At 44.8% G+C, this 24,596-nt stretch carries 23 protein-coding genes; 6 read left to right on the top strand and 17 right to left on the bottom strand.

Annotation, left to right across the window (positions count from 1 at the left end):
- Positions 1-26 precede the first annotated feature (26 nt).
- From ICL80_RS12420 to ICL80_RS12390, 7 genes are all read right to left on the bottom strand, one after another.
- Positions 27-1,127, bottom strand: a complete 1,101-nt coding sequence (locus ICL80_RS12420; RefSeq protein ID WP_228073487.1) for a GNAT family N-acetyltransferase — start codon at positions 1,125-1,127, stop codon at positions 27-29.
- Positions 1,128-1,192: 65 nt separating this feature from the next.
- Entirely contained in the window at positions 1,193-1,933 is a 741-nt protein-coding gene (locus tag ICL80_RS12415) for a glycerophosphodiester phosphodiesterase family protein (RefSeq protein ID WP_194212747.1), read from the bottom strand.
- Positions 1,934-1,946: 13 nt separating this feature from the next.
- On the bottom strand, positions 1,947-2,408 hold the full coding sequence (locus ICL80_RS12410; protein ID WP_194212746.1) for a RidA family protein: 462 nt from the start codon (positions 2,406-2,408) through the stop codon (positions 1,947-1,949).
- A 107-nt stretch (positions 2,409-2,515) separates the two neighbouring features.
- The gene (locus ICL80_RS12405) at positions 2,516-3,220 is read right to left on the bottom strand and encodes a GGDEF domain-containing protein (RefSeq protein WP_194212744.1); all 705 of its coding nucleotides are present in this window, start codon (positions 3,218-3,220) and stop codon (positions 2,516-2,518) included.
- An 85-nt stretch (positions 3,221-3,305) separates the two neighbouring features.
- Positions 3,306-4,631: a DNA polymerase IV gene (locus ICL80_RS12400; protein WP_194212742.1), complete on the bottom strand. Its 1,326-nt coding sequence runs from the start codon at positions 4,629-4,631 to the stop codon at positions 3,306-3,308.
- The gene (locus ICL80_RS12395) at positions 4,631-5,263 is read right to left on the bottom strand and encodes a hypothetical protein (protein WP_194212740.1); all 633 of its coding nucleotides are present in this window, start codon (positions 5,261-5,263) and stop codon (positions 4,631-4,633) included. The genes ICL80_RS12400 and ICL80_RS12395 overlap by 1 nt, the downstream gene beginning before the upstream one ends.
- On the bottom strand, positions 5,263-5,547 hold the full coding sequence (locus ICL80_RS12390; RefSeq protein WP_194212738.1) for a DUF3572 domain-containing protein: 285 nt from the start codon (positions 5,545-5,547) through the stop codon (positions 5,263-5,265). Before ICL80_RS12390 ends, ICL80_RS12395 begins: the two co-directional genes overlap by 1 nt.
- A gap of 222 nt (positions 5,548-5,769) precedes the next feature.
- On the opposite strand from ICL80_RS12390, the gene ICL80_RS12385 reads away from it, so the two are divergent.
- From ICL80_RS12385 to ICL80_RS12375, 3 genes are all read left to right on the top strand, one after another.
- On the top strand, positions 5,770-6,135 hold the full coding sequence (locus ICL80_RS12385) for a response regulator (RefSeq protein ID WP_194212736.1): 366 nt from the start codon (positions 5,770-5,772) through the stop codon (positions 6,133-6,135).
- Between the two features lie 6 nt (positions 6,136-6,141).
- Positions 6,142-7,524 (top strand): PleD family two-component system response regulator, encoded by a 1,383-nt coding sequence (locus tag ICL80_RS12380; RefSeq protein ID WP_194212734.1) that lies wholly within the window; start codon positions 6,142-6,144, stop codon positions 7,522-7,524.
- Between the two features lie 104 nt (positions 7,525-7,628).
- Entirely contained in the window at positions 7,629-10,265 is a 2,637-nt protein-coding gene (locus tag ICL80_RS12375; RefSeq protein ID WP_194212732.1) for a CHASE domain-containing protein, read from the top strand.
- A gap of 107 nt (positions 10,266-10,372) precedes the next feature.
- Here the strand turns inward: ICL80_RS12375 and rpmG are convergent, their stop codons facing one another.
- A complete protein-coding gene (gene rpmG / locus ICL80_RS12370; protein ID WP_194212730.1) occupies positions 10,373-10,540 on the bottom strand; it encodes a 50S ribosomal protein L33 in 168 nt (55 codons plus the stop codon).
- A 198-nt stretch (positions 10,541-10,738) separates the two neighbouring features.
- On the opposite strand from rpmG, the gene ICL80_RS12365 reads away from it, so the two are divergent.
- Positions 10,739-11,506, top strand: a complete 768-nt coding sequence (locus ICL80_RS12365; RefSeq protein ID WP_194212729.1) for an Hpt domain-containing protein — start codon at positions 10,739-10,741, stop codon at positions 11,504-11,506.
- A gap of 11 nt (positions 11,507-11,517) precedes the next feature.
- On the opposite strand, the gene rnr is transcribed toward ICL80_RS12365, so the two are convergent.
- The 9 genes from rnr to ICL80_RS12320 form a co-directional block, all read right to left on the bottom strand.
- On the bottom strand, positions 11,518-13,764 hold the full coding sequence (gene rnr, locus ICL80_RS12360) for a ribonuclease R (protein WP_194212727.1): 2,247 nt from the start codon (positions 13,762-13,764) through the stop codon (positions 11,518-11,520).
- 44 nt (positions 13,765-13,808) lie between these two features.
- A complete protein-coding gene (gene topA / locus ICL80_RS12355) occupies positions 13,809-16,340 on the bottom strand; it encodes a type I DNA topoisomerase (protein ID WP_194212725.1) in 2,532 nt (843 codons plus the stop codon).
- 94 nt (positions 16,341-16,434) lie between these two features.
- A complete protein-coding gene (gene dprA / locus ICL80_RS12350; RefSeq protein WP_194212722.1) occupies positions 16,435-17,589 on the bottom strand; it encodes a DNA-processing protein DprA in 1,155 nt (384 codons plus the stop codon).
- A 69-nt stretch (positions 17,590-17,658) separates the two neighbouring features.
- Positions 17,659-18,258, bottom strand: coding sequence for a glycerol-3-phosphate 1-O-acyltransferase PlsY (gene plsY, locus ICL80_RS12345; protein WP_194212705.1), 600 nt, complete (start codon positions 18,256-18,258; stop codon positions 17,659-17,661).
- The gene (locus tag ICL80_RS12340; protein WP_194212703.1) at positions 18,255-19,505 is read right to left on the bottom strand and encodes a dihydroorotase; all 1,251 of its coding nucleotides are present in this window, start codon (positions 19,503-19,505) and stop codon (positions 18,255-18,257) included. The genes plsY and ICL80_RS12340 overlap by 4 nt, the downstream gene beginning before the upstream one ends.
- Position 19,506: 1 nt before the next feature.
- Complete coding sequence (locus ICL80_RS12335; RefSeq protein ID WP_194212700.1) at positions 19,507-20,505, bottom strand: aspartate carbamoyltransferase catalytic subunit; 999 nt, start codon at positions 20,503-20,505, stop codon at positions 19,507-19,509.
- Between the two features lie 66 nt (positions 20,506-20,571).
- Positions 20,572-21,027 carry a Holliday junction resolvase RuvX gene (gene ruvX / locus ICL80_RS12330; protein ID WP_228073485.1) on the bottom strand — a complete coding sequence of 152 codons (456 nt, stop codon included), beginning with the start codon at positions 21,025-21,027 and terminating at the stop codon, positions 20,572-20,574.
- Positions 21,028-21,030: 3 nt separating this feature from the next.
- A complete protein-coding gene (locus ICL80_RS12325) occupies positions 21,031-22,191 on the bottom strand; it encodes a DUF3089 domain-containing protein (protein WP_194212699.1) in 1,161 nt (386 codons plus the stop codon).
- Between the two features lie 16 nt (positions 22,192-22,207).
- The gene (locus ICL80_RS12320; RefSeq protein WP_194212698.1) at positions 22,208-22,783 is read right to left on the bottom strand and encodes a GNAT family N-acetyltransferase; all 576 of its coding nucleotides are present in this window, start codon (positions 22,781-22,783) and stop codon (positions 22,208-22,210) included.
- 32 nt (positions 22,784-22,815) lie between these two features.
- Here ICL80_RS12320 and gatC point away from each other — a divergent pair, with 32 nt between their 5' ends.
- The gene (gatC, locus tag ICL80_RS12315) at positions 22,816-23,106 is read left to right on the top strand and encodes an Asp-tRNA(Asn)/Glu-tRNA(Gln) amidotransferase subunit GatC (RefSeq protein WP_194212696.1); all 291 of its coding nucleotides are present in this window, start codon (positions 22,816-22,818) and stop codon (positions 23,104-23,106) included.
- A 10-nt stretch (positions 23,107-23,116) separates the two neighbouring features.
- A complete protein-coding gene (gene gatA / locus ICL80_RS12310) occupies positions 23,117-24,592 on the top strand; it encodes an Asp-tRNA(Asn)/Glu-tRNA(Gln) amidotransferase subunit GatA (protein WP_194212695.1) in 1,476 nt (491 codons plus the stop codon).
- The last annotated feature ends 4 nt before the right edge of the window (positions 24,593-24,596 follow it).

Below are 24,596 nucleotides of genomic sequence, written 5' to 3'. Positions count from 1 at the left end.
ATTCTTTTGTTTGGTAAGTTCAAAGGCTATTGCTTTTTAAACGGGGTGTGTGCAGAGAGGTAGTTGATTTCCGCCTCAACACTTCTTGTTTCATGTTCAAGGTAATTTTCAACAGCAGTTCTAAAGCTTTGGTTGCTGATCCAATGGGCGCTTATCGTGTGCACAGGCTCATAACCCCTAGCGAGTTTGTGCTCACCTTGTGCACCTGCTTCAATTGTTTTTAGGTTATTTTCAATTGCAAACTCTATTGCCTGATAATAGCAGGTTTCAAAGTGCAGACATGGATGATTTTCTATGCAGCCCCAATAACGACCATAAAGCGTGTCAGCGCCTATTATGTTCAATGCCCCTGCAATATAGGATTCTTCCCGCATGCACATGATAAGGAGTATGTTGTCTGGCATTGTTGCAGTGATCTCATAGAAAAAGGCTTTATTCAAATAAGGTTGTCCCCATTTTCTATTGCCGGTGTCCAAATAGAATTTATAAAAAGCTTCTATATGTTCTTCAGAAATCTCAGTGCCTTTAAGGCGCTTTATGGTAATGCCATTTGAGTAAGCTGTTTGGCGCTCTTTTCTCACCTGTTTTCTTTTTCTGGAAGAAAGCGACTCTAAAAAATCATCAAATGATTTGTAATCTCTGTTGTGCCAATGAAATTGTTGGTCTTGTCTAAGCAGATAGCCTTGCTGTGCAGCTATTTGGGCTTCTATTTCTGGTAAAAATGTTAGATGGGCTGAGGAAATATTCATATTGTCCGTCAGCTGTTTGAGTGCTTGCAAAAGGCCTTTTTGTACATCTGGTTCATTCTGCCCTTTTGCAACCAAAAGCTTGGATGACACCACAGGAGAAAATGGAATTGAAGATTGTAATTTTGGGTAATATGCGCCACCGGCTCGTTCAAAGGCATCTGCCCACCCATGATCAAACACATATTCACCGTAAGAATGGCGTTTGGCATAGAGCGGCATAAAGCCAACCATTTCACCTTGTTCATTCCTCAGGCAAATATGAAAGGGCTGCCAGCCAGTTTCAGTCGATGCACACCCAGTGCTTTCAAGTGCAGAAAGAAATGCATGGGATAAAAAAGGATTGTCATTGTTGCAACTGTCCCATTCAGTTGCAGACACATTAGATATCGCGCCAATAACATCAAGCTTGAAAGAGTTATAGTCTGGGATTTTTAGGGTTCCTTTTAGGTTTTTAGAACCGCAGGTTTTTCAAAAATAAGGGCGTCCGCATATTTTTTGCCAACGTCTTCTAGAAGCTGATTTCTGATTGTCCACGTCAGAACGGGTTTCCCCTTTTTACGCCAGCGCTGACAAAAGCTATTGGGCAGTAAATTAATATCGCAGGCGACAAAATCGGGCGATGATTTTCGTATTATAAAGGGAAGGGCTAGCCTTGTTTTCCAGTTAAGTAATATCTCGCGTCCCATGATTAGTCCGCGGGCATACTTGGGCATGTATGACTTGAACCACGAAACAACCCTTGGGTCAAAGCTCATGATAGCAGCGGGGCCGCCATAACCTTCAAGACAATGCCTTACACCCGCACAGAGTTTTTGTACGTCACTTTGCTTTGTTGACTTTACTTCAATAAAAACAGGTACTTGTCCGTTAATTTCTTCAAGGATGTCTGGCAAGGTTGGCATGGTTTCGCCTGTGTTGGCAATTTCAAGTAGCCGTAACTGCTGAAAGCCAATATTGGAAAGAGGGCCGCTGCCTTCCACTAGCCTACCTAGCTCTGTATCATGATAAACCATGATAATATTATCGGCAGACCCTTGAACATCTATTTCGACACCATAACCAGCCGCTACTGCAGCAGCCACAGCAGCTCTCGTGTTTTCCTCAATCGCGGTTCCTGCTTCAAAGAGACCACGATGTGCAATTTTATATTCAGTTAGCCAAGGAAAACTACGAGCGCTAGGCATAAAGGTTTGCTTCCTATTTTATTTCAACTAGAGCATCAATTTCTACTGGCACATTAAGAGGTAAGGCATTGGTTCCAACAGCTGAGCGGCTATGCTTACCCTTTTCACCAAAAACAGCAACCATAAGATCACTGGCTGCATTGATAACTTGTGGTTGTTGGCTAAAACCATCGATACAGTTAACAAAGCCGCCTAATTTTACAATGCGAACTACACGGTTCAGATCACCCTGACAGGCAACTTTCAATTGTGCAATAATATTAACAGCACAGATGCGTGCAGCACTTGATGCATCTTCGATTGAGACAGTATCACCGACTTTACCCGTATAAGCAAGCGCACCATCTTTCATGGGTATTTGGCCAGAGATACTAACGATATTTCCCGTGCGAACGAAAGCCACATAGTTTGCGACAGGCGCTGTTGGCTCAGGGAGAGTGATACCCAAGTCTAATAGTGTTGCTTCTACAGTCATATATATACTCCAACAGGATAAATTAACTGTATGAACACCTATCGTAATTGATACTAAAAGAAAAGGGGCATACGCCCCATTTCACTAAGAATATGGAAGCTTTAAGTTTATGCAGATTCTGCAAGGGTAGTTTTACGTGCTTGCTTGTCGGAATACATATCAAGGTCAGCGCTTTCAATCAAGCTGTGGACGCTTGCAGTGCCATCAAAGTGCTGTTGACCGATAGAGCATTGGACCGGAATAGTCACATTATCATAGCGTATGTGACTATTATTAATTTTACGTTGTAAAGCGCGGAGGCGAGACCTCCCTTGCTCTGGAGTACATCTTTTTAAAACAATGGCAAACTCATCACCAGAGATACGAGCAATCACATCGTCTGGTCGTGTAAACTTTTTCAAGCATTTTGCAACATGACGCAAAACGCTATCGCCTGCGAGGTGTCCATATGTGTCATTCGTGTTTTTAAACCCATCCAGGTCTAAAAAACCCAGCACACCGGTTTCGCGGTGCCGTGCGGCTGACGCAAGAATACTGGATAGGGCATTTTGTAAGCCTCGGCGATTAGCAATGCCTGTTAGTTCATCGGTAACAGAAAGCTGTTCCAGATACCCAATACGCGACTCTTGCTCGCTCATACGCTGCTCGGCTGCTGCCGCGTAGCTTAGAACTTCGGTAATGAGTTGCCAGCCTGTGCTGTCAAATTTCATTTCAGCATTGGCAGCAGTCCTCATTAACCTGTCTGCCAGCTTACTGACATATGGGTTAATGTTGGTATCATTCTTCAGTTTGCCTGAGATTTGTTCAGTCATGACACACTCCTATTACAGATATATATTTAAAAGCAAGGAGTGTGCCAAATTAATATCATGTAAGTTATTGATATATTTATCTTTTTTATTTCTTCTTTGGAGTTTGTTTAGAGGCACTTTTTTCCGGGCTGAAGCTTCTGCCTGTAGTAATGGCAGTAACGCCAAACTTGGCCTTAAGGGTATCGATCGTGCGCTCTGCATTGGCTTTTTTTGTGCGGCCTGTTTCCAACAAGTCAGGTTGGTCCGCAAGCCAGAGGTCTCGAAACTGGCTCACCCCAATGCCAATGAGCCTGTAAGGGGTGCCATCGACAAGAGGTACTAATAAGCTTTTGCCTGTTTCAAACAGTGTCATCGTCAGTTGTGTTGGTTCTTGTAGTGTTCTAGACCGTGAAATAACGCGGTGCATGCTGGTTTTTAATTTGAGGTGAATAGTGATGCCTGCAAGGTTTTTATGTTTAAGGTCTGCGGCTACCTGCTCGCAGCACCGCCATAATTTCATTTCCAGTTCATCGTAGGAGGCAAGGTCTTTTTCAAGGGTACGTTCTGACGATATGCTTTTCGTATCTCTTTCAGCTGTTACTTTTCTTGTGTCAATGCCGCGAGATAATTTGTACAGCCGCTGGCCTGTTTCGCCGTATCGCCGTATTAATGTAGCTTCATCTATTTCCTGTAATTGGCTAATTCTACTTAGACCATCACGAGCAAGTGTTTTGGCTGTTTTCTGACCGATACCGTAAATAGCTGTTACCGGAAGGGTTGCAAGTAAGGAAACTGCATCAAAATTACCGATCACAGTGAATCCACGGGGTTTATTCATATCAGATGCTAGCTTTGCCAGAAATTTATTGGCTGCAAGTCCAACTGAAATTGTTATGCCAATTTCTTTTTCAATTTCATGAGCCAGTTTTGCCAACATGGCAGCTGGAACTGCTTTATGCAGTTTTTCTGTGCCGGACAGGTCGAGAAAGGCTTCATCGATGGAGATTGGTTCAATTTGTGGTGTTAGAGCCAACATTTTTGCCCTGACAGCAAGGCCTGCTTCTCTATAGCGCTTCATATCTGGCCTTATTATTACAGCATCAGGGCATAGCTTTTTTGCCTTATACATGGGCATTGCTGATTTAACACCGTACATACGGGCTATGTAACATGCGGTTGATACTACACCTCTGGTTTCACCTCCAATTATGACAGGCTTTGATGCAAGTTCTGGGTTATCTCGCTTTTCAACGGCAGCATAAAACGCATCGCAGTCCATGTGCGCAATGGTTAGGGTTAGCAGTTCAGGGTGAGTAACTATTCTGTTTTTACCACATTGAGGGCAATGGGGCTGGTTGTAAAAAATATGAAAACAGCTTCTGCATAGAGAGGTAGTTTCAGGATCAGGGCTTTCTGCGCTTTCCTTTTCCATTATAGTGCCATTAAATAATCACAAAGCTGCGGCCAATCGTCAATTCTCTGATGGGCAGCGTCCGCTTTGGGTGTAAGCTTTTGAAGCCTTGGGTCGGCTATGAAATGTATACGGTGAGTATCGGGTGTGTGTTCTTTAACGGACTTATGCTGTGGTGGTAGGTCGTCGATAAAAACTGTTATATGGTTTGTTTGTCTGGCAAGTAGTTTAACGGCAGTGCCTTTGTCGCCTTTGTTGGCAATGAGTGGGTAATCCATGCCGAGATTATAGAGGCTTTTTTGGCGTCGTGCGCTGCACCGTTCGGGGACATTGGATAGTATTGCTATTTGATACTTATGGGAAAGATGCTGTAATGCATCAGCCGCTCCAGCAACGGGCTCTATGTCATCAACGCAGGCATTAAAAAAATTGCCTATCAATAATCGTACATCGTCGGAGGAAGCAACTAGGCCACTATCAGTTCTAAAAACATTACCTGACAGCCTAAAACTTGATAGCCGAAGTTCATAGCCCTGTGTATGGAAATAAGCTTCAAGGCGCTTCAAAAATTGAAATAAAACCTCGTCAGCATCAACCAGTAAAACAGGTTTTCCTGATGTGAAAAGAATAGGTATTTGTAATGCAGATGACATTACCATTCCTGCCCCTGTCCGCCACCAAGAGTGCGCCATGCTATGACAATCGATTCTGGTTTTTTCTCTATGAAAGCTGCAAACGCTAGCAAGTCAGGTTCATGATCTATTAAGAAGCCTAATGTACTCGACAAAAAATGGGGATCTTCTAGGGAAGCTCTCATACCTTCAGGTGATAGACCAGTTAAAGCGAAGAAGCGATCTCTAAGATAGCCCTCAGAAAAAATATATGAAATAGCTTCAAGAGCGATTGTATGAGCTGTTGTTGTATCTTGTTGCTGCACTATATGTATCCAGTGTCATATTTATATATTAGTCTTTAGATAACTAATATGTTCTAAGGTTGAGAGATAGTATATAAGCACTCATTATGTGGGTTAACGATATCAACGGCAAAAAAATAGAAAAAAGCAATGGCTGCTCAGACACACTTGTGTTTTTGATAAAGAAAAGCCTATTATGATGGGGGCAAGTTTGATGTGCGGGTTCAGAAGGGTTCATTATTTATGAGCAAAAAAATCCTGATTGTTGAAGACAATGAATTAAATATGAAGTTGTTTTGCGATCTGTTGGAAGCTCATGATTATGAGACCATTCAGACACGCGACGGTATGGCTGCCCTTGATCTTGCCCGTGAACACGAGCCTGATCTTATTCTAATGGACATTCAACTTCCAGAAGTCTCAGGTCTTGAAGTGACCAAGTGGCTCAAAGAAGATGAAGATCTGCGCAAAATCCCTGTTATTGCAGTTACTGCTTTTGCAATGAAAGGTGATGAAGAAAAGATACGAGAGGGGGGCTGCGAAGCCTATATTGCAAAGCCTATTTCGGTCGGGCATTTTTTGGAAACTGTTAAAAAGTTTATGGGGTAGCATCTTATGACCGCTCGAGTTTTGGTGGTAGATGATGTCCCGCCTAATGTGAAATTGCTGGAGGCAAAGTTAACTAGCGAATATTTCGATGTGCTCACCGCCTACAGTGGCCCAGAAGCTCTTGATATTATTAGCCGGGAACATCCTGACATAATTTTGTTAGATGTGATGATGCCGGGCATGGACGGCTTCGAAGTATGTCGCAGGATTAAAAAAGACCCTGCAACAATGCATATTCCAATTGTTATGGTTACAGCACTTGACCAGCCTTCGGACAGGGTTGCGGGCTTGGAAGCCGGCGCTGATGATTTTCTTACAAAGCCAGTACAGGATTTGGCGCTTTTTGCGCGGGTGAAATCTCTTGTGCGGCTTAAGGTTATGATGGATGAGCTGAGAAACCGCGAAGCGACCGGCGCAAGCCTGGGATGGCAAGATGATATCGAGGAAGTTCAGGATACACCAGAAGACCTTGCTAAAGGGACCATACTGATTGTTGATGAGCAAGAACGTGTTATGGAACGAATTGCCAAAGCCCTGAGCGATGTGGGTGATCTTACATTTATGCCGGGGGGCGAAGATGTTGCTGAGCGTGCCAGAGGTAAAAATTTTGACCTCATTATCGTATCACTAACGATGAGAAATACTGATGGTTTAAGGGTTTGCTCAAAGCTTAGAACTTTTGAGGAAACGCGTAATGTACCTATCTTGGTGATGGTTGATGACGGCAATACCAAGCTGCTTGTTAGGGCTCTAGAAATGGGCGTTAATGACTATGTTGTACGCCCGGTTGACCGTATGGAATTCCTAGCACGTGTTAAAACGCAGCTAAAACGAAAACGCTATGCTGATCGCTTGTGGGATAATTTTCACTTATCAATGCAGCTGGCAACAACCGATGCTGTAACAGGGCTTTATAATCGCCATTACCTGACAAGCCATTTAGATACTCGTATGAAGGTGGCGCACCAAAATGCCAAACAATTGTCCATTTTGATGATGGATATTGACCATTTCAAAAAGGTCAATGACACTTATGGGCATGCTGTGGGCGATGAGGTGCTTAAAGAGTTTGCTTATCGTATCGGTAAAAATATTCGCGGCGTTGACCTTGCTGCCCGCTATGGTGGGGAAGAATTTGTTGTTATGATGCCTGAAACTCCAACTGACTGGGCTTATATGATTGGTGATCGTTTGCGCCAAGAAGTGTGCGATAACCCCTTTGAAGTGGGCTTGGCCTCTGGGCCTATTAGTATTACGGTTTCAATTGGCGTTGCTACTAGCCAGGAAAGCCAAACACCTGCAGAGCTTCTCGAAGAAGCTGATAAAGCTTTGTATGCCGCAAAAGAAAATGGCCGTAATCAGGTTATTATTGCGGGTACGTCAAAGTAGTATTCTCAAGCCATACATAAATGCTCTTTTTTCATACGAATTGTTAACCATTTTTTCGTTAGTATTCAATGATATGTGTAATGCGGGATACATAGGTTATTTGTATGGTTTATAGTGGCTATTTAAAAAAGAAATGGGATCATTTTAAGCTTAATAAGCGACGTGAATGGTATGTCCTCTCAGCTGCTATTTTTCTCACACTTTCAGCATGGATTGTTTCAACAAGGCTAGTTGAAGAGAACCAACAGCGCCGTTTTGCGGCACGGGCAGATGAAATTTCTGATGCAATTAGCATTAGAATGAATTTGTACGAACAGGTTTTATGGGGTGGGGTAGGGCTGTTTAATGCCTCGAATGTTGCTAGCCGTGAAGAGTGGCGCACCTATGTTGACACTTTAAAGCTGTCTCAGCATTGGCCAGGTATTCAGGGATTAGGATATAGTGTTTTTATCTCGCCAGCTAATAAAACAGCACACATTTCTGAAATTCGTGCAGAAGGTTTTCTAGATTATACAATAAAGCCTGAGGGTGAACGTGCGGCTTATAGCGCTATTGTGTTTTTGGAGCCGTTTGATTGGCGTAATCAACGGGCCTTTGGTTATGACATGTGGTCGAATGAAGTCCGTCGGGAAGCGATGATAAAGTCGCGAGATACTGGAAGGGCAGCCATTTCTGGGTTGATAACTCTTGTGCAGGAGACCAGTGAGGATGTTCAGAAAGGTTTTTTGATGTACACGCCGGTGTACGAAAAAGAAACATACTTGGAAACAGTTGAGGACCGGCAAGCATCTTTTCTGGGCTGGGTTTATGCTCCCTTTAGAATGGGCGACCTGATGGCAGGCATTTTAGGTGCAGGTCAAAATGCCGTTGAATATGACATTTATGATGGAACCGAAGTGAACCCCGATAAGCTGCTTTATAAGAGTTTTGTCGACGATTTCTCTGTGCAAGGGCCATTTATTTTAAAGAGCATGGAACTGGCGGGTAAGATATGGACAATTCGTTTTATGTCTGGGAACGACAGTGTTGAAACGATTGAAACACGCATCCCTACTATTATTGCTATTGCAGGTTTGTTAGTTGATATTTTGATTTATTATCTTATGGCAACAATGGCATCTACAAATCGGCGTGCAGAGGCCATAGCTGTTGAGAAAACACTCAAACTTAATGAAGCAAAGCTCAAGGCAGAAGAGGCAAGCCAGGCAAAGTCTCGTTTTTTGTCCTCAATGAGTCATGAACTACGGTCACCGTTAAATTCTATTTTGGGGTACTCACAGTTAGCATTAACAGAAAAAACGACGGCCCCAATTCCTCAAACTACTGTGCAACATATAAAGACGATCTCACGGTCGGGTAAGCATTTGCTAGCTCTAATTGGTGATATTCTAGACTTGTCTAAAGTTGAGGCGGGGCAACTTGTTGTTGAAAGTACTATCTTTAACTTAAACCAGCTGGTGCAAGAAATTGTAAGTATGATGACTGTTCCCGCTAGCGAGCAAAAAACAGTACTTGACCTTAAAATCCCTCAGAATATGCCAGAATGGTTTATCGGAGATTCTGTTAAAATAAAGCAGATTATTTTAAACTTGATGGCGAATGCTGTGAAGTTTACCGAGGAAGGCGTTGTAACCCTTCAAGTAGATATAATTAGGGATGATTCTGATAATACTCAGTTCAAGTTTTCTGTCGTTGATACAGGTATTGGCATCAAACCGGACCGGCAGTTTAACCTGTTTGATGCTTTTACGCAGGCAGATATGTCGACCACACGTCGTTACGGTGGAACAGGCCTTGGACTGGCTATCAGCAAAAGCCTTGTAGAGGCTATGGATGGAAAGATAGGGTTCAGCAGTGAAGAAGGAAGCGGCAGTACATTCTGGTTTGAACTCCAGTTAGATAAAACAGAGGAAGTGCCTGAAAATAATGTGATTGATATAGAAAATATCAAGTCGCTATCAATTCTGTTGGTTGAAGACATTAAGGTTAACCAGATTGTTGCCAAAAAACTGTTGGAAAACCAAGGCCATTTGGTTGAGTGTGTATCCAATGGTGTCGAAGCTATTCAAGCGGTTAAAAATCAGGATTTTGATATAGTATTGATGGATATTCATATGCCAGAAATGGATGGAATAGATGCGACAAAGGCGATTAGGGAAATGGTGGATGAAAAGAAAAAGAATGTCCCTATTATTGCTTTGACTGCAGACATCAACACAGAAAATTTGACTGTTTATAGAGAAGTGGGCATGGACGGGCACTGTGCAAAACCACTGAAAATGGAATCGTTAATTCGTATTATTGTTGATCTGGTGCCTGATGTGGTGGCTGAAAGTGCGACTATCGTCGAAAATGAAGAAACCGATGTGCAGAAAGTATTGTTAAAGCCCATGCCAATGGAAAAAAAACCAATAAACTATCAGGTTGATATGGATCAGTTTAAAATATGCCTCGAATTGGCCCCTGAGTTTTTGGCGGCCTTTGAAGCAGAATCAAGGCTAGCATGCCAAAAGGCGCATGAGTTTTTAGCGAATAATGATATTGAAGCGGTAGAGAGTGAGGTTCATAGTCTGAAAGGAATGTCTCTAAACCTAGGGCTTATATCGCTTGCAAATGCTTGCTCTGAGATATGCACTCTTTGCCGTTCAGGTGGCGTGGACCTTGGGGTGCTTAGAGATAAGCTAAAGGATTTGGATGTAATGGTTGTCGCACAAAATGAACTGGCGAGATCTTTAGCCTAAGTGATTTAGATTATATATGGATGACGGTATTGAATGACAGATGCAAAAAAACACCGTGCCCCATAACGGGACCGGTGCTTTTTGCAGATCAAAAAAGAAAATCAAAATTACTTAATTTTGGCTTCTTTAAATTCTACGTGCTTGCGAACCACAGGGTCATACTTACGCTTAACCATTTTTTCAGTCAGCGTGCGTGGGTTTTTCTTGGTCACATAAAAGTAACCAGTGTCCGCTGTGCTCAGCAGTTTGATCTTGATGCTGGACGGCTTTGCCATCGTGTTAACTCCAAGAAAATAATTCTATCAGACTGCGGTATGCAATCAGTGTGAGCGCGCAAGATACTCACCGCGACTAATAAGTCAAGGATTGAATGTATGGGAAACAAACATTTTTTATCTATACCCTTAAATAGCTTTGCAATAGTAACATATTGACGCATGTATCTCGCAGTTAAAAGTGCGGAAAAGTATGAAGTGGATATAAGAACAATGGAAACTAATCTGGCAGAAGAATTGCGCATCGAAGCAATTGATACAATTGAGGATAGGCTTGCTAACCTGCAGGATGCAATACGTCGTTTCTCGGAAGGTTCCTTATCCAGCAAGGATGCTTTGATCGCAATTAGGTTGGAGGCGCACTCTTTAAAATCTGTAGCAGCTAGTTTTGATATGAAAGCATTAAAGGCCCTTTGCCACAGATTTGAAGATTATTTCTTCAATGTGAATGAGATAAGTAAAGACAATATTACGGACATACAGTTTTATGCCGATAGAATGGCTGAATGTCTCGATGCTTTTGTGCAAAAGAAAGATATTGATATTTCAGGGATGGTGCGTAGCCTGCCAAATAAAGCAGGATTTGATGTTAAAGACATTAGTGTTTCAGAAATTGAAGTTATGTTGGTGATGGAACCTGGAACCGCAACTAAAATTGTAACGCGTGAGCTTTTGGAGTGTGGGTACCGCATGGTGAATGTGGGCTCAACTATGGATGCTTTTCAGCTTATACCAACGATGAAACCTGATGCAGTGATTGTGTCACGTGTGATGCCTGAACTGTCAGGGGTTGACCTTGCTTGTGCGCTTAAAGCGATGCCTTCAACACGGCATATCCCCGTTGCACTCATTGCTACTGACAATGAAAAGCTTAAAGATTTACCAAAAGAAGTACCGGTCTTGCGAAAGGGTATTCGCTTTGCTGATGATGTTGCTGAAGTTTTTGTCAAACTTGGTATTTTATAGTTATCAGCGTTCTATGTACGTTTTCTACTGTGACGGCGTTTCTTTTGCTTAAGGCGTTCTTGGCTGTTTTTTGGGCCAGTTTTAAGACCGCCTTCCGTCACAAGGTCAAGTTTCAAGCCTCCAGTAAAGCGGTTTGCTTCTGTAAGGCAGACATCAATTTTATCACCTAGCCTGAATTCCTGACCGTATCGTTCACCAACAAGACGGTGATGTTCGGCGTCCAATACATAATAGTCGTTTCCAATTTGAGAAATGGGAATAAGACCATCACCGCCTGAGGGCTCAAGAGATACAAAAAGGCCAAAACGCGTAACACCAGATATCCGCCCAATAAATTGGCTGCCCACATGGTCAGCAAGGTATGATGCCATATACCTGTCAGTTGAATCACGTTCTGCTGTCATAGCGCGGCGCTCAGTGCCAGATATTTGCTCGCCGATGTCAGCCATGTCATTCATTTCACTATCTGTTAGGCCGTCATCCCCTAAATTAAGAGCACGAATAAGCCCCCGGTGTACCAATAGGTCTGAATAACGGCGAATAGGGGATGTGAAATGTGCATAGCGAGCGAGGGCCAGCCCAAAGTGCCCCATGTTGTCAGGGCTGTAATAGGCTTGGGTCTGGCTACGTAAGACTACTTCATTAACCATGTGCTCATGGGGCCCATCTTTTACGCGCCCTAAAATGCCGTTAAATAGGGAAGGGCGCATTACAGTGCCTTTGGAAAGGCTTAAATCAAGTGTACGCAAGAAGTCTCGCAGGCTATCAAGCTTTTCCATCGAAGGCTCTTCATGGACCCTGTACATAGCTGTTACGCGGTGTTTTTCTAGTTCTTCCGCAGCACAAACGTTTGCTGAAATCATAAATTCTTCAACAAGTTTATGGGTGTCGAGCCTTTCTCGAACGACAATGCCTTTTACAAAGCCTTCGTCAGATAACTCAATTTTACGCTCTGGTAGATCAAGTTCGAGCGGCTCTCGTTTGTTTCGTGCTTCTGTTAATGCTTTATAGGCGCCGTAAAGCGGCTTTAGGACGTCATCAAGTAAGGGAGCCGTGGTTTCGTCTATGTCACCGTCTAGTGCTCGCTGTGCTTGCTCATAGTTGATGTTTGCATGGCTTTTCATGAGGCCGCGCACAAATTGGTGTCGTAATTTTGTACCATTTTTGTCAAACCACATGTGCAGTGCCATACACGCGCGTTCTTCATTGGGTTTGAGACTACATAAATCTGCGGATAGTGCTTCGGGCAGCATAGGAACAACGCGGTCCGGGAAATAGCAGCTGTTACCGCGCTTTAATGCTTCTTTGTCGAGCGGGCTACCGGGTTGCACATAGTGTGCAACATCGGCTATGGCAACAATGGCGTGCCACCCATCTTTGTTCTTTGGGTCTGGGTCTTTTTCTGCCCATATCGCATCATCGTGATCTCTGGCATCCGCTGGATCAATGGTGATAAGGGCTATGTCTCGCAGGTCTGTTCTTTTTCCTAAATCGACAGGTTTAGCTCGCTCTGCCGCACGGAGTACATGTTCGGGAAATATATAAGGAATGTCATGGGTATGAATAGCAATAAGGCTAATTGATTTTGCTGCACTGACGTCCCCCAAACATTCTTTAACTCTTGCGCGCCTTGGCCCCATACGGCGTTTGCTTGAATTGACAAATTCGGCGGTTACCAATTCACCCTCTTTTGCGCCGTTCACGTCGTCGCGGTCAACCCAGAACTCATCGCTTTTCTTTTTATCGGTAGATACAATACGACCGCCTTCAGCCGTACCGTGAAAAACGCCCATAATTGATGTTGGTGCAGCACGTAGCATACGTATAATTTCGGCCCTATATAAGGGTGGATGATCCTTGATAGGAATAAGCCGTGCTAAGGCGCGGTCGCCTTTCCCTAATGCGGGTCCTTTATGGCGCTTTTTGTCGGAAATATAAATTGTGGGTGGCGGTGAATCTGCAACCCAGTCAACCGGGCGCACAAGAGCATCGCCGTTTTTATCAGTACCTGCGTATTCAACAATCTGCACACTAGGAAGCCGGTCTGCAGGCCGCAATGTTCTGCGGCTGTTATCTTTTGCAATAAAGCCTTCTTCTGTAAGCTCACGCAGCATTTTTTTCAGGAGAACTTTATCGGGTCCTTTAATGCCAAAAGCACGGGATATATCCCGTTTTGTGATTTTTCCCTTAAAGTTTTTGATAAAGTCTAAAAGCTGTTCTTTATCAGGGAATTGCCCAACCCGGTCTTTAGGTGCCAATGGCAGTCCTTTATATAAATATACAGATAAGAAACCTCACTCTATCAGGAGGCTTTCTTTTTTGCTGCTGTTTTTTTACGAGGCACTTTTTTTGTTGTGGCTTTTGCGGCAAGCCATTCAAGCGCCTGTTCCAGAGTAACGGAGGTTGGCTCTGTACCTTTAGGTAACGTAGCATTTGTCTTTTTATGATTAACATAAGGGCCATAACGTCCGTCCAAAACCCTTATCGGGTCTTTATCATCTGGGTGTTCACCCAGTTCCTTTAAGACTGTTTTGGCACCACCCTTTTTCGCGGCCTGATCTGCGAGCAGTGCAACTGCACGGTTGAGCCCTACGGTAAATACTTCTTCGCTTGAAGCGAGTTTGGCATAAACACCGTCATGGGCAAGATAAGGCCCATATCGGCCAATAGCACTGGTAATTGTTTTTCCTGTTTCCGGGTGTGTACCAAGTTCGCGAGGGAGCGACAGCAGGGCCAGTGCTTTTTCTAGGTCGATAGTGCTGCTATCCATGTCTTTAGGAATACTTGCGCGCTTTGGTTTTTCGCCTTTAACAGCTTCGCCAACCTGAATATAAGGGCCAAACCGACCAACTTTCACGTTGATCTCTTCGCCTGTTTCAGGATCAATGCCCAGTGCAGGCTGTTCTTCCATGCCTTCTTCCGGATCATTATCGTTAGAGCCAAACTTGCGCGTATAGCCGCATTCAGGATAATTAGAACATCCGACAAAAGCACCATAGCGACTTGTTTTGAGGCCCAAACGCCCATCTGCACAGCTAGGGCATTTTCTGGCTTCATCGTTTGAAAACAGCATAGGCCCAAGATAATCATCAAGTGCATCAATAACTTCTGCATTACGTACACCGAGAATTTCCTCTGTCTTTGGTTTAAAGGCAGACCAGAAATTACTTAAGACCTTCTTCCAGTCTTCTTGACCGGCTGAGATATCATCAAGTTGTTCTTCTAGGTTTGCTGTAAAGTCATATTCAACATACCGGTGGAAGAATTTTTCTAGAAAAGCGGTTACAAGTCGTCCTTTGTCATCTGGCACAAAGCGGTTGCGCTCCATATGAACATAAGTACGATCACGCAGTACAGTAAGAATTGATGCATAGGTCGATGGCCTGCCGATACCCAGTTCTTCCATGCGTTTCACAAGGCTCGCTTCACTGTAGCGTGGGAGTGGCTCTGTGAAGTGCTGTTTAGGTAGAACAGATATAAGGTTTACTTCTTCGCCGCTTTTAAGCGCTGGGAGAAGAGCTTCTTGTTCGTCTTGCTCGTCATCCTTACCTTCTTGATATACAGACAAGAAACCATCAAACTGAATAACAGAACCGGTTGCTCTTAGTTCCGCGGTGTTATCTGTATTCATGATGGTAATGGTTGTGCGCTCTAATGCAGCGCTTTCCATTTGGCTCGCCAGTGTTCTACGCCAAATCAGTTCGTAGAGCTTCTGTTCGTCGCTATCAAGTGCATGAGATACATCAGCAGGGCTACGCATTGGATCAGTTGGGCGGATAGCTTCGTGTGCTTCCTGCGCATTTTTCGCTTTGGTTTTGTATACTCGTGGTGACGAGGGTAAATATTTGGCACCGTACCGGTTTTCGATAACATGCCGCGTTGCATTTAACGCTTCCTGCGCAATGGTAACACCGTCCGTCCGCATATAGGTAATTAGGCCAGTAACCTCACCTTTGATGGGTTTGCCTTCATAAAGGCTTTGTGCTACCCGCATGGTTTTATTCGCGGGGAAACCCAGTTTCCTCGATGCTTCCTGTTGCAGGGTAGAGGTCGTAAACGGCGGTTGCGGGTTTCGTTTTGCAGGTTTACGTTCGACGCTTTGTACGGTTAGAGGTGTCCGCTTTACAAGATCTGTGGCTTCGTTTGCCTGCAATTCAGTAGCTAGAGAAAACTTGTCAAGCTTTTCACCATTTGCTGCAAAAAGCCGTGCAGTAAAATTTTTGGAGCCAGTGGACTTCAGATCAGCTTCTACAGACCAATATTCGCGGGCTGTGAATTGCTCTATTTCTGATTCACGTTCACAAACAAGCCGCAGCGCAACAGATTGAACCCGCCCAGCAGAGCGTGCGCCGGGTAGCTTGCGCCATAAAACTGGGGAAAGCGTGAAGCCAACAAGGTAATCAAGTGCCCGGCGTGCCAAATAGGCATTCACCAGTTCCTGATCCAGATCGCGTGGGTCTGCCATGGCTTTTAAAATGGCTGATTTGGTAATCTCGTTAAAGACAACGCGCTTAACCTCGACCCCTTTAAGAGCCTTTTTCTTTGCTAGCACTTCAAGAACATGCCAACTGATTGCTTCCCCTTCACGGTCGGGGTCGGTTGCGAGAAACAATTTATCGCTGCCTTTAAGCGCTTTGGCAATTTCAGTCAGGCGTTTGTTAGAATCAGAATCAACTATCCAGTCCATAGCAAAATCTTCGTCGGGTTTTACCGATCCATCTTTCGCGGGGAGATCCCGAACGTGCCCAAAACTGGCCAAAACTGTATAGTCTTTGCCCAGATATTTGTTAATTGTTTTTGCCTTCGAGGGCGATTCCACAATTACAACATTCATGTGTTGTTCTGTCCTAAATTGCCTGTTTACCATACATTATATGCGATTAGTCTTGCTTACCACCTAGTTCGAAGGCGGCAGGAATGCAATGAGATTATTCATTTTTCGTGTAAATTCGACTAAATCGATTGCCGCTATGTCGTTCAATTTTGCCTTCAATCTCTAGCGGTAAGAATTCTGATAATATTTTTTCGGGTGAAATATTGGCAACGCGGGCGATGTCATCAATATGCAAAGGGTTGCTTGTTAAAAAGGTGAGAAGCGTATCAATTTGTGCTGCAGCCTTAGAGGTGATGTTTGCGGTTAAATATGTGGGGTGTTTTTCGGCAGGTTGGCTTATACTCTTTACTACGGGAAGGTGAAATTGTCTCTGTGTATCGATTTCACATAGAATATCTTCTGCAGTGCGCACTAGAATTGCGCCGTCTTTCAGTAACTGGTTTGTGCCTGCTGATCGTGGGTCAAGCGGAGAACCGGGGACCGCATATACATCGCGGCCCTGATCAGCGGCATAACGTGCTGTAATAAGGGAACCTGATTTTTGTGCGGCTTCAATGACAAGTAAGCCTGAGGATAAGCCGGATATTATCCTGTTTCGACGTGGAAAATGTCTAGCCTGTGGCTTTGTACCCATTGGCATTTCGCTGATTAATAAACCGGTTTCGGCAATTTTCTGGTGTAGAACAGCATTTTCTGGTGGGTAGATTACATCCAAGCCGCCAGCTAGGCAGGCAATGGTTCCTGTAGTAAGCGATGCTGAGTGTGAGGCGGTGTCAATCCCGCGTGCAAGGCCGGAGACAATGCCAACTTTTTCGGTTGCAAGGGCAGCACAAATTTGATGGGTTAATTTCATGCCAGATGCGCTTGCGTTCCGGGCCCCTACAACGCCAATCAATACATATTGAAGAATTTCCATGCGCCCTTTCACCAATAGGGCGGGCGGGGCATCGCTTATTTCAGCTAAAAGTTCAGGATAGTGTGCTTCATCCTTGAAAATTAAGTGAGCGCCATAATGCTCAATTTTATCTAATTCCTGTTTGATAACCTCGTGGCTGGCCAACAGGAAAGATTTTGGTTGATTTTGGGGATTGTTTTCAAGGTGTTTTATTGCAGCTAATGCAGTTGTGTGTTTTGCGAGCAACCGGCTAAATAAAACAGGTCCTATCCCTTCGCTGCGAATAAGGCGTAGCCGCGCTATTTTTTCAGCATCGGTTAGCATCATGGCTTTCTTTGTTTCATGCTCTGTCATCCTAATAGATGAACAGTCAGTGCCTTATTTGTCAATTGGAAGAAAGCCACGACTGAAAGCAAGCGAGTGCTAAATCTTTTTCTTTTGGCCAATTTTGCTTTCTTCCCCGCGAATGATACGCCCTATATTATCTTTGTGTCGTATGAAAATAACAATAACCATCAGGCTTATAGCGATCCAGTCTGAGCCGCCATAACATATATAACTGATCGCAGGTGCAATAAGGGCGGCAACCAGTGCTGCAAATGAGGACATTCTGAACATTAGGGCTATTGCAAGCCATGCGACAGCAGATGCAAAACCAACATCAGGGTTGATAGCAAAGATGGTACCAAAAAAAGTAGCCACACCTTTGCCGCCGTGAAACTTGAGATAAACAGGGAAGCAATGTCCAATAAATGCGGCAGTGCCTGCCATTAGGGCAGCGTTTTCACCCCATAAGGCGAGGGCAATAAGGGCTGCAATTGCACCTTTCCCTGCATCTAGCAACAATGTGAGGGCGGCAAGGTCTTTTCTACCTGTACGCAGAACGTTGGTGGCACCAATGTTACCAGAGCCTACGGTGCGAATATCACCAAGCCCTGCAAGTCTGGTTAAAACCAAACCGAAAGGGATAGAACCTAATAAATATCCGCCAATTATGGCTATGATTAAGTCGGTAGATATCATGAAGGGGTATCCACATTAAAGAGAGTTTTACCACCAATTATGGTGCGCCACACTTGGCCTTGTACGGGAAGCGTATCAAAAGGTGTGTTTTTTGCGCTTGATTGGAAGGCTGCTTCGTCAATGCGCCAAGGCTTGTCTGGGTCGAAAATAGTTAAGTCAGCGTATCGCCCAATTTCAAGGCGACCGGTGTCAAGCTCCAGTAATTCTGCTGGCGCTTGTGTTAACGTGCGAATTAACGTCATCATATTTATTTTGCCGGAATGTACATGTGATAGCGATAACGGCAATAATGTTTCAAGGCCAACAATGCCGGTTGCGGCTTGCCCAAAAGGTAAGCGTTTTACATCTTCACTACGGGGGTCATGGTCACTTACCAGCGTATCAATAGTGCCATCTGCCACGCCTTCAATCAGGGCAAGGCGGTCAGATTCCGACCTAAGGGGTGGGCTCACTTTGGCAAATGTGCGGTAGCCTTCAACGGCATTTTCATTGAGATGCAAATAGTGCGGCGCTGTAGAGCAGGTTACTTTTGCGCCGCGTTTTTTTGCTGTGCGTATTGCTTCCAATCCATCACGTGATGATAAAAGCGAAAAATGAATCCGGGCCCCCGTCATTTCTGCAAGGCGAATATCGCGTTCTATCTGTATTACTTCTGCTTCAGATGGAATGCCTATAAGGCCCATGCGCGATGCAACCTCGCCCTCATGGGCAAGACCATCTTCTGCAAGTTCTGGGTCTTCAGGAAATTGTACAATGAGGGCATCAAAATGTTCCGCATATTCCAAGAGCCTGCGCATAACCTGCGTTTTTTCTGTTGCTTTGCGGCAATCAGTAAAGGCTACGGCTCCGGATTGCTTCATTTGGCCAATCTCAGCTAGTTGATCGCCCTGCAGACCGCGTGTTGCTGCTCCCATTGGATAAACACTTACAGAATTACTGCCAACAGACCGGCTTCTTATCCGTTCTACCACGGGATCTGTGTCTATCACTGTTGTTTGGTCAGGCTGAAGAATTACGGTTGTTACACCGCCTGCAAGTGCAGACGCTACATCAACCGAATGCACACGCATATCTATAAGGCCAGGGCATAAAATGCGGCCACCACAATCAACAATCTCTGCATCAGAAGGAATTTCTATATCAACACCTACGGCACCAATCCTGTCACCGTTTGTAACAAGGGAGCCAATAGCATCAAGCTCTGTGGCAGGGTCCATAAGGCGGGCGTTTATAAAAGCAATGCTCATGCTATTTTTCCTCCCGTAGGTGCCGGGTTAGAACATCAAGGCAGGCCATACGGACAGCAACGCCCATCTCTACCTGCTCTCTAATGGCTGATCTGTCGATATCGTCTGCAATATCTGATGCAATCTCAACACCGCGGTTCATGGGGCCGGGATGCATGACAAGTACATCATCCTTTGCATATTTTAGCTTTTCTGCTGTCAGCCCCCAAAAACGGTAATATTCCCGCAGGGATGGTAGGTAGGCGCCTTGCATGCGCTCTTGCTGCAGGCGTAGCATCATAACTACATCGGCACCTTCAAGACCTTTGTCCATATGCTGGAATACTTCAACACCCAAGCGGTCAATATCTTTAGGAATAAGCGTTGGCGGCGCAACAAGCCGCACTCGTGCACCCATAGCATTTAAAAGATAAATGTTTGAGCGTGCAACGCGGCTGTGGGCAATGTCGCCTGATATAACGATTGTCTGGCCGTGGATGCGGCCCTTCCTGCGGCGTATTGTTAGGGCGTCAAGCAAAGCTTGCGTTGGGTGCTCTGATCTGCCATCGCCTGCATTGATAACCGCGCAATCCATTTTTTCTGATAAAAGCTGTACAGCGCCGCTGTCTGCATGCCTTACAACCAATACATCTGGGTGCATGGCGTTTAACGTGTCTGCTGTATCGAGCAGGGTTTCGCCTTTTTTGATAGAAGATGAAGCGGTAGACATGGAGATTGTATCCATCCCCAGTCTTTTACCGGCAATCTCAAAACTCATCAGTGTTCTGGTCGAGTTTTCAAAAAACAGGTTTATCTGGGTCAAGCCAGCGCAAATTGGCGTTGTTTTCATCGCCTTTCTGTTTTGTTCAACATATTTTTCGGCTTTATCCAGCAGGAACTTGATGGACGTTGGGTCCATTTTCCATGTTCCTAGCAGATGTTTATGCGGAAAAAGCGAACCCGAGGGCGGATCAACGTCCGCGCGCGGGTAGGAAGGCGTTTCGATCAGGTTCTTGCTCATTAAAATGGCCTTATAAGTACAAATTCGATGTGCTGCAAGCAGGTAAATTGACTTTGGCAGACTTTATCAAAGAGCATGCAATGCTCCTTGTAAAATATAGGCTGCAGCAAGTTTGTCTATGACATCTTTTCTACGAGCACGACTACTGTCTGCTTCCAGTAGTGTACGTTCAACAGCTGCGGTAGAAAGCCGTTCATCCCACAGTATTTGTGGCAGGTTGCTTATTTGTGCAAGATTGTCTGAAAAAGCTCGTACCGACTGACACCGTGGGCCTTGTGACCCATCCATATTAATAGGCCAGCCAATAACAAAACCGCCAACATTATGTTCTGTGACAATTTCAAGGATTCGCGCTGCATCATTTTTAAACTTTGTGCGACGAATAATTTCAAACGGTGTTGCAACGGTAAGGGTGATGTCTGAAAGGGCGAGGCCAATGGTTTTTGTACCCGGATCCATACCTAAAAGCCGCTGACGGGGCAGTAGCATAGCCTTCAATTCATTCGGTGCTAACACAGGCACAGTTTAGCGTCCTGTGCCATGGGTTTGTAACCATGTGCTGGCTCGTAGCGAAGCGTTGGCGCGAATGTTCATGTAAAACATATTATAATCATAGACATGATAGTTTTCACCAACCATTTTAAATTCTTGCCAAGCTTTGCCAGGTTCCTGCTGCAAATACAGTATGCCATCCGGCCCACATTTGGCACCAAATAAGTGCTTTATTGGGGCAGATATAGGGTCTAGCGTATTATTACTACGTGCAATAGCGCCGAGATTGGCTGTAGCGCCTGCTGTACCGCCAACTTCCCATGTAAGTGGATTGGTACATAACATTGTTGTGCCTGTTCGAGGCTGGCCGTTTAGGCCTGCAGTATTGTTCATATACTGGTAAATAGCGTCTGGGTTACCATTCATGCCAAAAGTCTGGTACGAGACAACGCACTGGGTATCGTCTGGCGTATTACAAGCACTGATATCAGCCATCGCCCCAAGATCAGCCTCCAAGCTCACTGGCCAGCCAATGATGTAAGCGGCAATCATCCTTTTTGCTAAGGGTGTACCACTTACGCGGTGCTGCAATAAATACAATAAATGTAAGGAACCTTGACTGTGCCCGGCAAGAATGAACGGACGACCATTACTGCGGGTTTGAATGAAATTGTCAAACGCGGCAAGAACATCTGTGTAAGCAACGCCGAGTGCTTTCAGGCCTGAGCCTGTATCATCAAGAAAAGCTCCGAAAGTCGCTTGCCTGTATCGTGGGGCATATATGTTACCAGCAAGGTTAAAGCTGCTGGTTTGCGATTTCATGACGTTATTTTCGACTCGGTTATCCGAGTCGTTATCACCGATTGGCGCATTCCAATGAGCTCTACTCAAGTATGTCGTTGGGTGTATAAAAAAAATGTCAGCTTCAGGGACTTGGGTAATGCTCATAACCCCTTGAGGCAATGATAATGCTTCAGACTGCATACCTGGAAGTGCTACCCAACTCGCATCTTGCGTATAGTCTCTGGGGGCATCTGGTGTATCTTCTGCAAAGCTGTGTTTAGGAACAAAGGCAATTTTAAGTGCCGTGCCTGTATTGGCATTAAGCCACACACCGGCGATTAAAATCAAAATAACAATAACCGCTATGACAATTAGAAAAATTGCTGCGGGTTTCATTTTCACTTTTGCCATTATCTTCCCCTAATGATTACGGCCAGAGAGCCATAATATGATCGTCTACTACACGGCCATCTTCATATTTTACAACTCTTTTACGGGTGCCTTCCACTTGAAAATCAAAATTCTTATAAAGTGTTATGGCATGGCTATTGTCACTGTGTACATGCAATTCAATTCTTTCAAGTACAGGGTGTGCTTTTACCCATTCAATGAAATGCCGCAATAGGAGAGAACCAACCCCTTTACAGCGCCAGCCTGATTTTACTGACATGGCAAAACAGGTGCTGTGAGTTACGCGTTTTCTTCGGTCTGTCCAGCAATCAATCATGCCAACAATGTCACCATTGTTCACCGCGAGTAGGCATATTTCTTCCGAGTTAACAAGTTTTCTGGCAATCCAGCGCCTGCGTCGCCACGGCCCCATGCGATATTCACTAGCGTGTGTAATTAGGTGGTTTGAAGTCGCAAAAATTTCATGAATATAAGCGTTTAATTGCTTTGCCTGTGCTGGTTTTGCGACAGTAATTTGTGTTTTTGTGTTCAACTGCGCTATTCCCTGCTTGCCCCAATGAATATCTGGCGTTAAGTTCCGCGCTAATTTCAACAGCTTTTCCTGATGAATCATAGGGAATTTTCATGTCGAATATCGATAAGGCCACTGTCGCGAAGATCGCACGTCTTGCGCGTATTAAAATTGAAGACCAAAAACTTGCCCCTCTTGCTGGTGAATTAAACCAGATTTTAAACTGGGTCGAGCAATTAGATGAAGTCAACACCGATAATGTTGCGCCAATGGCCAGCGTTGTTGATGCCAAGTTGCGTTGGCGCAGTGATGAAATCACAGACGGCGATAAACAGGAAAGTGTCCTGAAAAATGCGCCTAAGGCTGAGTATGGCTTTTTTGCTGTACCAAAAGTGATTGAATAGGGACAGGCATATGAGTGATCTAACAAAACTTAAAATTGCTGAAGCCCGTAATTTATTGGGTAAAGGCGAACTGAGTGCGCGTGAGCTTACGGAGGCACATGTAAAAGCGGTTGAGGCATCAACGCCGCTCAATGCCTATGTTGCTGTTACTGCCGATCAGGCAATTACAATGGCAGATGCTGCAGACGCTAAAATTAAAGCAGGTAACATAAATGGCATGACGGGTATTCCCGTAGGGATTAAAGATTTGTTTGCCACCAAAGGTGTGCATACACAGGCGTGTTCACACATTCTTGATGGCTTCAAGCCTGAGTATGAAAGCACTGTCACACAAAAATTGTGGGATGACGGGGCCATTATGCTTGGTAAGCTTAATATGGATGAGTTCGCGATGGGTTCTTCTAATGAGACAAGCTATTACGGGCCGGTTAAAAACCCGTGGCGGCGTGGTACAACAGATACTGTACCGGGTGGTTCGTCAGGTGGGTCTGTGGCGGCTGTTGCCGGTTTTGCGGCGATGGGGGCGACAGCGTCTGATACCGGTGGGTCTATTCGCCAGCCTGCATCATTCACGGGTACTTTTGGCATTAAACCAACATATGGCCGTTGTAGTCGTTACGGCATGGTGGCATTTGCCAGTTCGCTTGATCAGGCGGGTGTTATTACCCGAGATGTACGCGACGGTGCAATTATGCTGGCGAGTATTTCTGGGTTTGACCCAAAAGACAGTACAAGTGTTGATTTGGCAGTACCAAATTTCGAAGCAGCTATCACGGGTGATATTCGTGGTATGAAAATTGGTATCCCGGCTGAATACCGTCAGGATGGTATGCCATCTGAGATTGAGGCCTTATGGCAAAAAGGTATTGGCTGGTTAAAGGATGCCGGTGCTGAGATTGTTGACATCAGTTTGCCTCACACAAAGTATGCACTGGCAACGTATTATATTGTAGCACCAGCTGAGGCTTCGTCTAACCTTGCGCGCTATGACGGTGTACGTTATGGGCTGCGTGTAACACCTGAAAATGGCAGCTTAGACGCTATGTACGATGCCACACGGGCTGCTGGTTTTGGCGATGAAGTAAAGCGACGTATAATGATTGGTACCTATGTACTGTCTGCGGGCTACTATGATGCGTATTATCTGAAGGCACAGAAAGTGCGGCAATTAATTTCAAATGATTTTAAATCTGCCTTTGAAAAGGTTGATGCTATTCTCACACCTACAGCGCCCTCTGCGGCTTTTGCACCGGGCGAGAAAACAGATGACCCACTTTCTATGTATCTAAATGACGTATTCACGGTTCCTGCCTCGCTTGCAGGGCTTCCAGGGTCCAGTGTTCCTGCGGGCTTGGATGCAAACGGATTGCCGCTTGGCTTACAAATTCTTGGTAAACCGTGGGATGAAGAAACTGTCTTTAAAGTATCGGGTGTTATAGAGGAGGCCGCAGGCTTCACCGCAACACCATCTGTGTGGTGGAGGTAGGCGC

Source organism: Kordiimonas pumila, assembly GCF_015240255.1.
In the GTDB taxonomy this organism is placed as follows: domain Bacteria; phylum Pseudomonadota; class Alphaproteobacteria; order Sphingomonadales; family Kordiimonadaceae; genus Kordiimonas; species Kordiimonas pumila.
The sequence above is the reverse complement of the archived record's forward strand: the minus strand, read 5'-3'. Positions and strand labels throughout refer to the sequence as shown.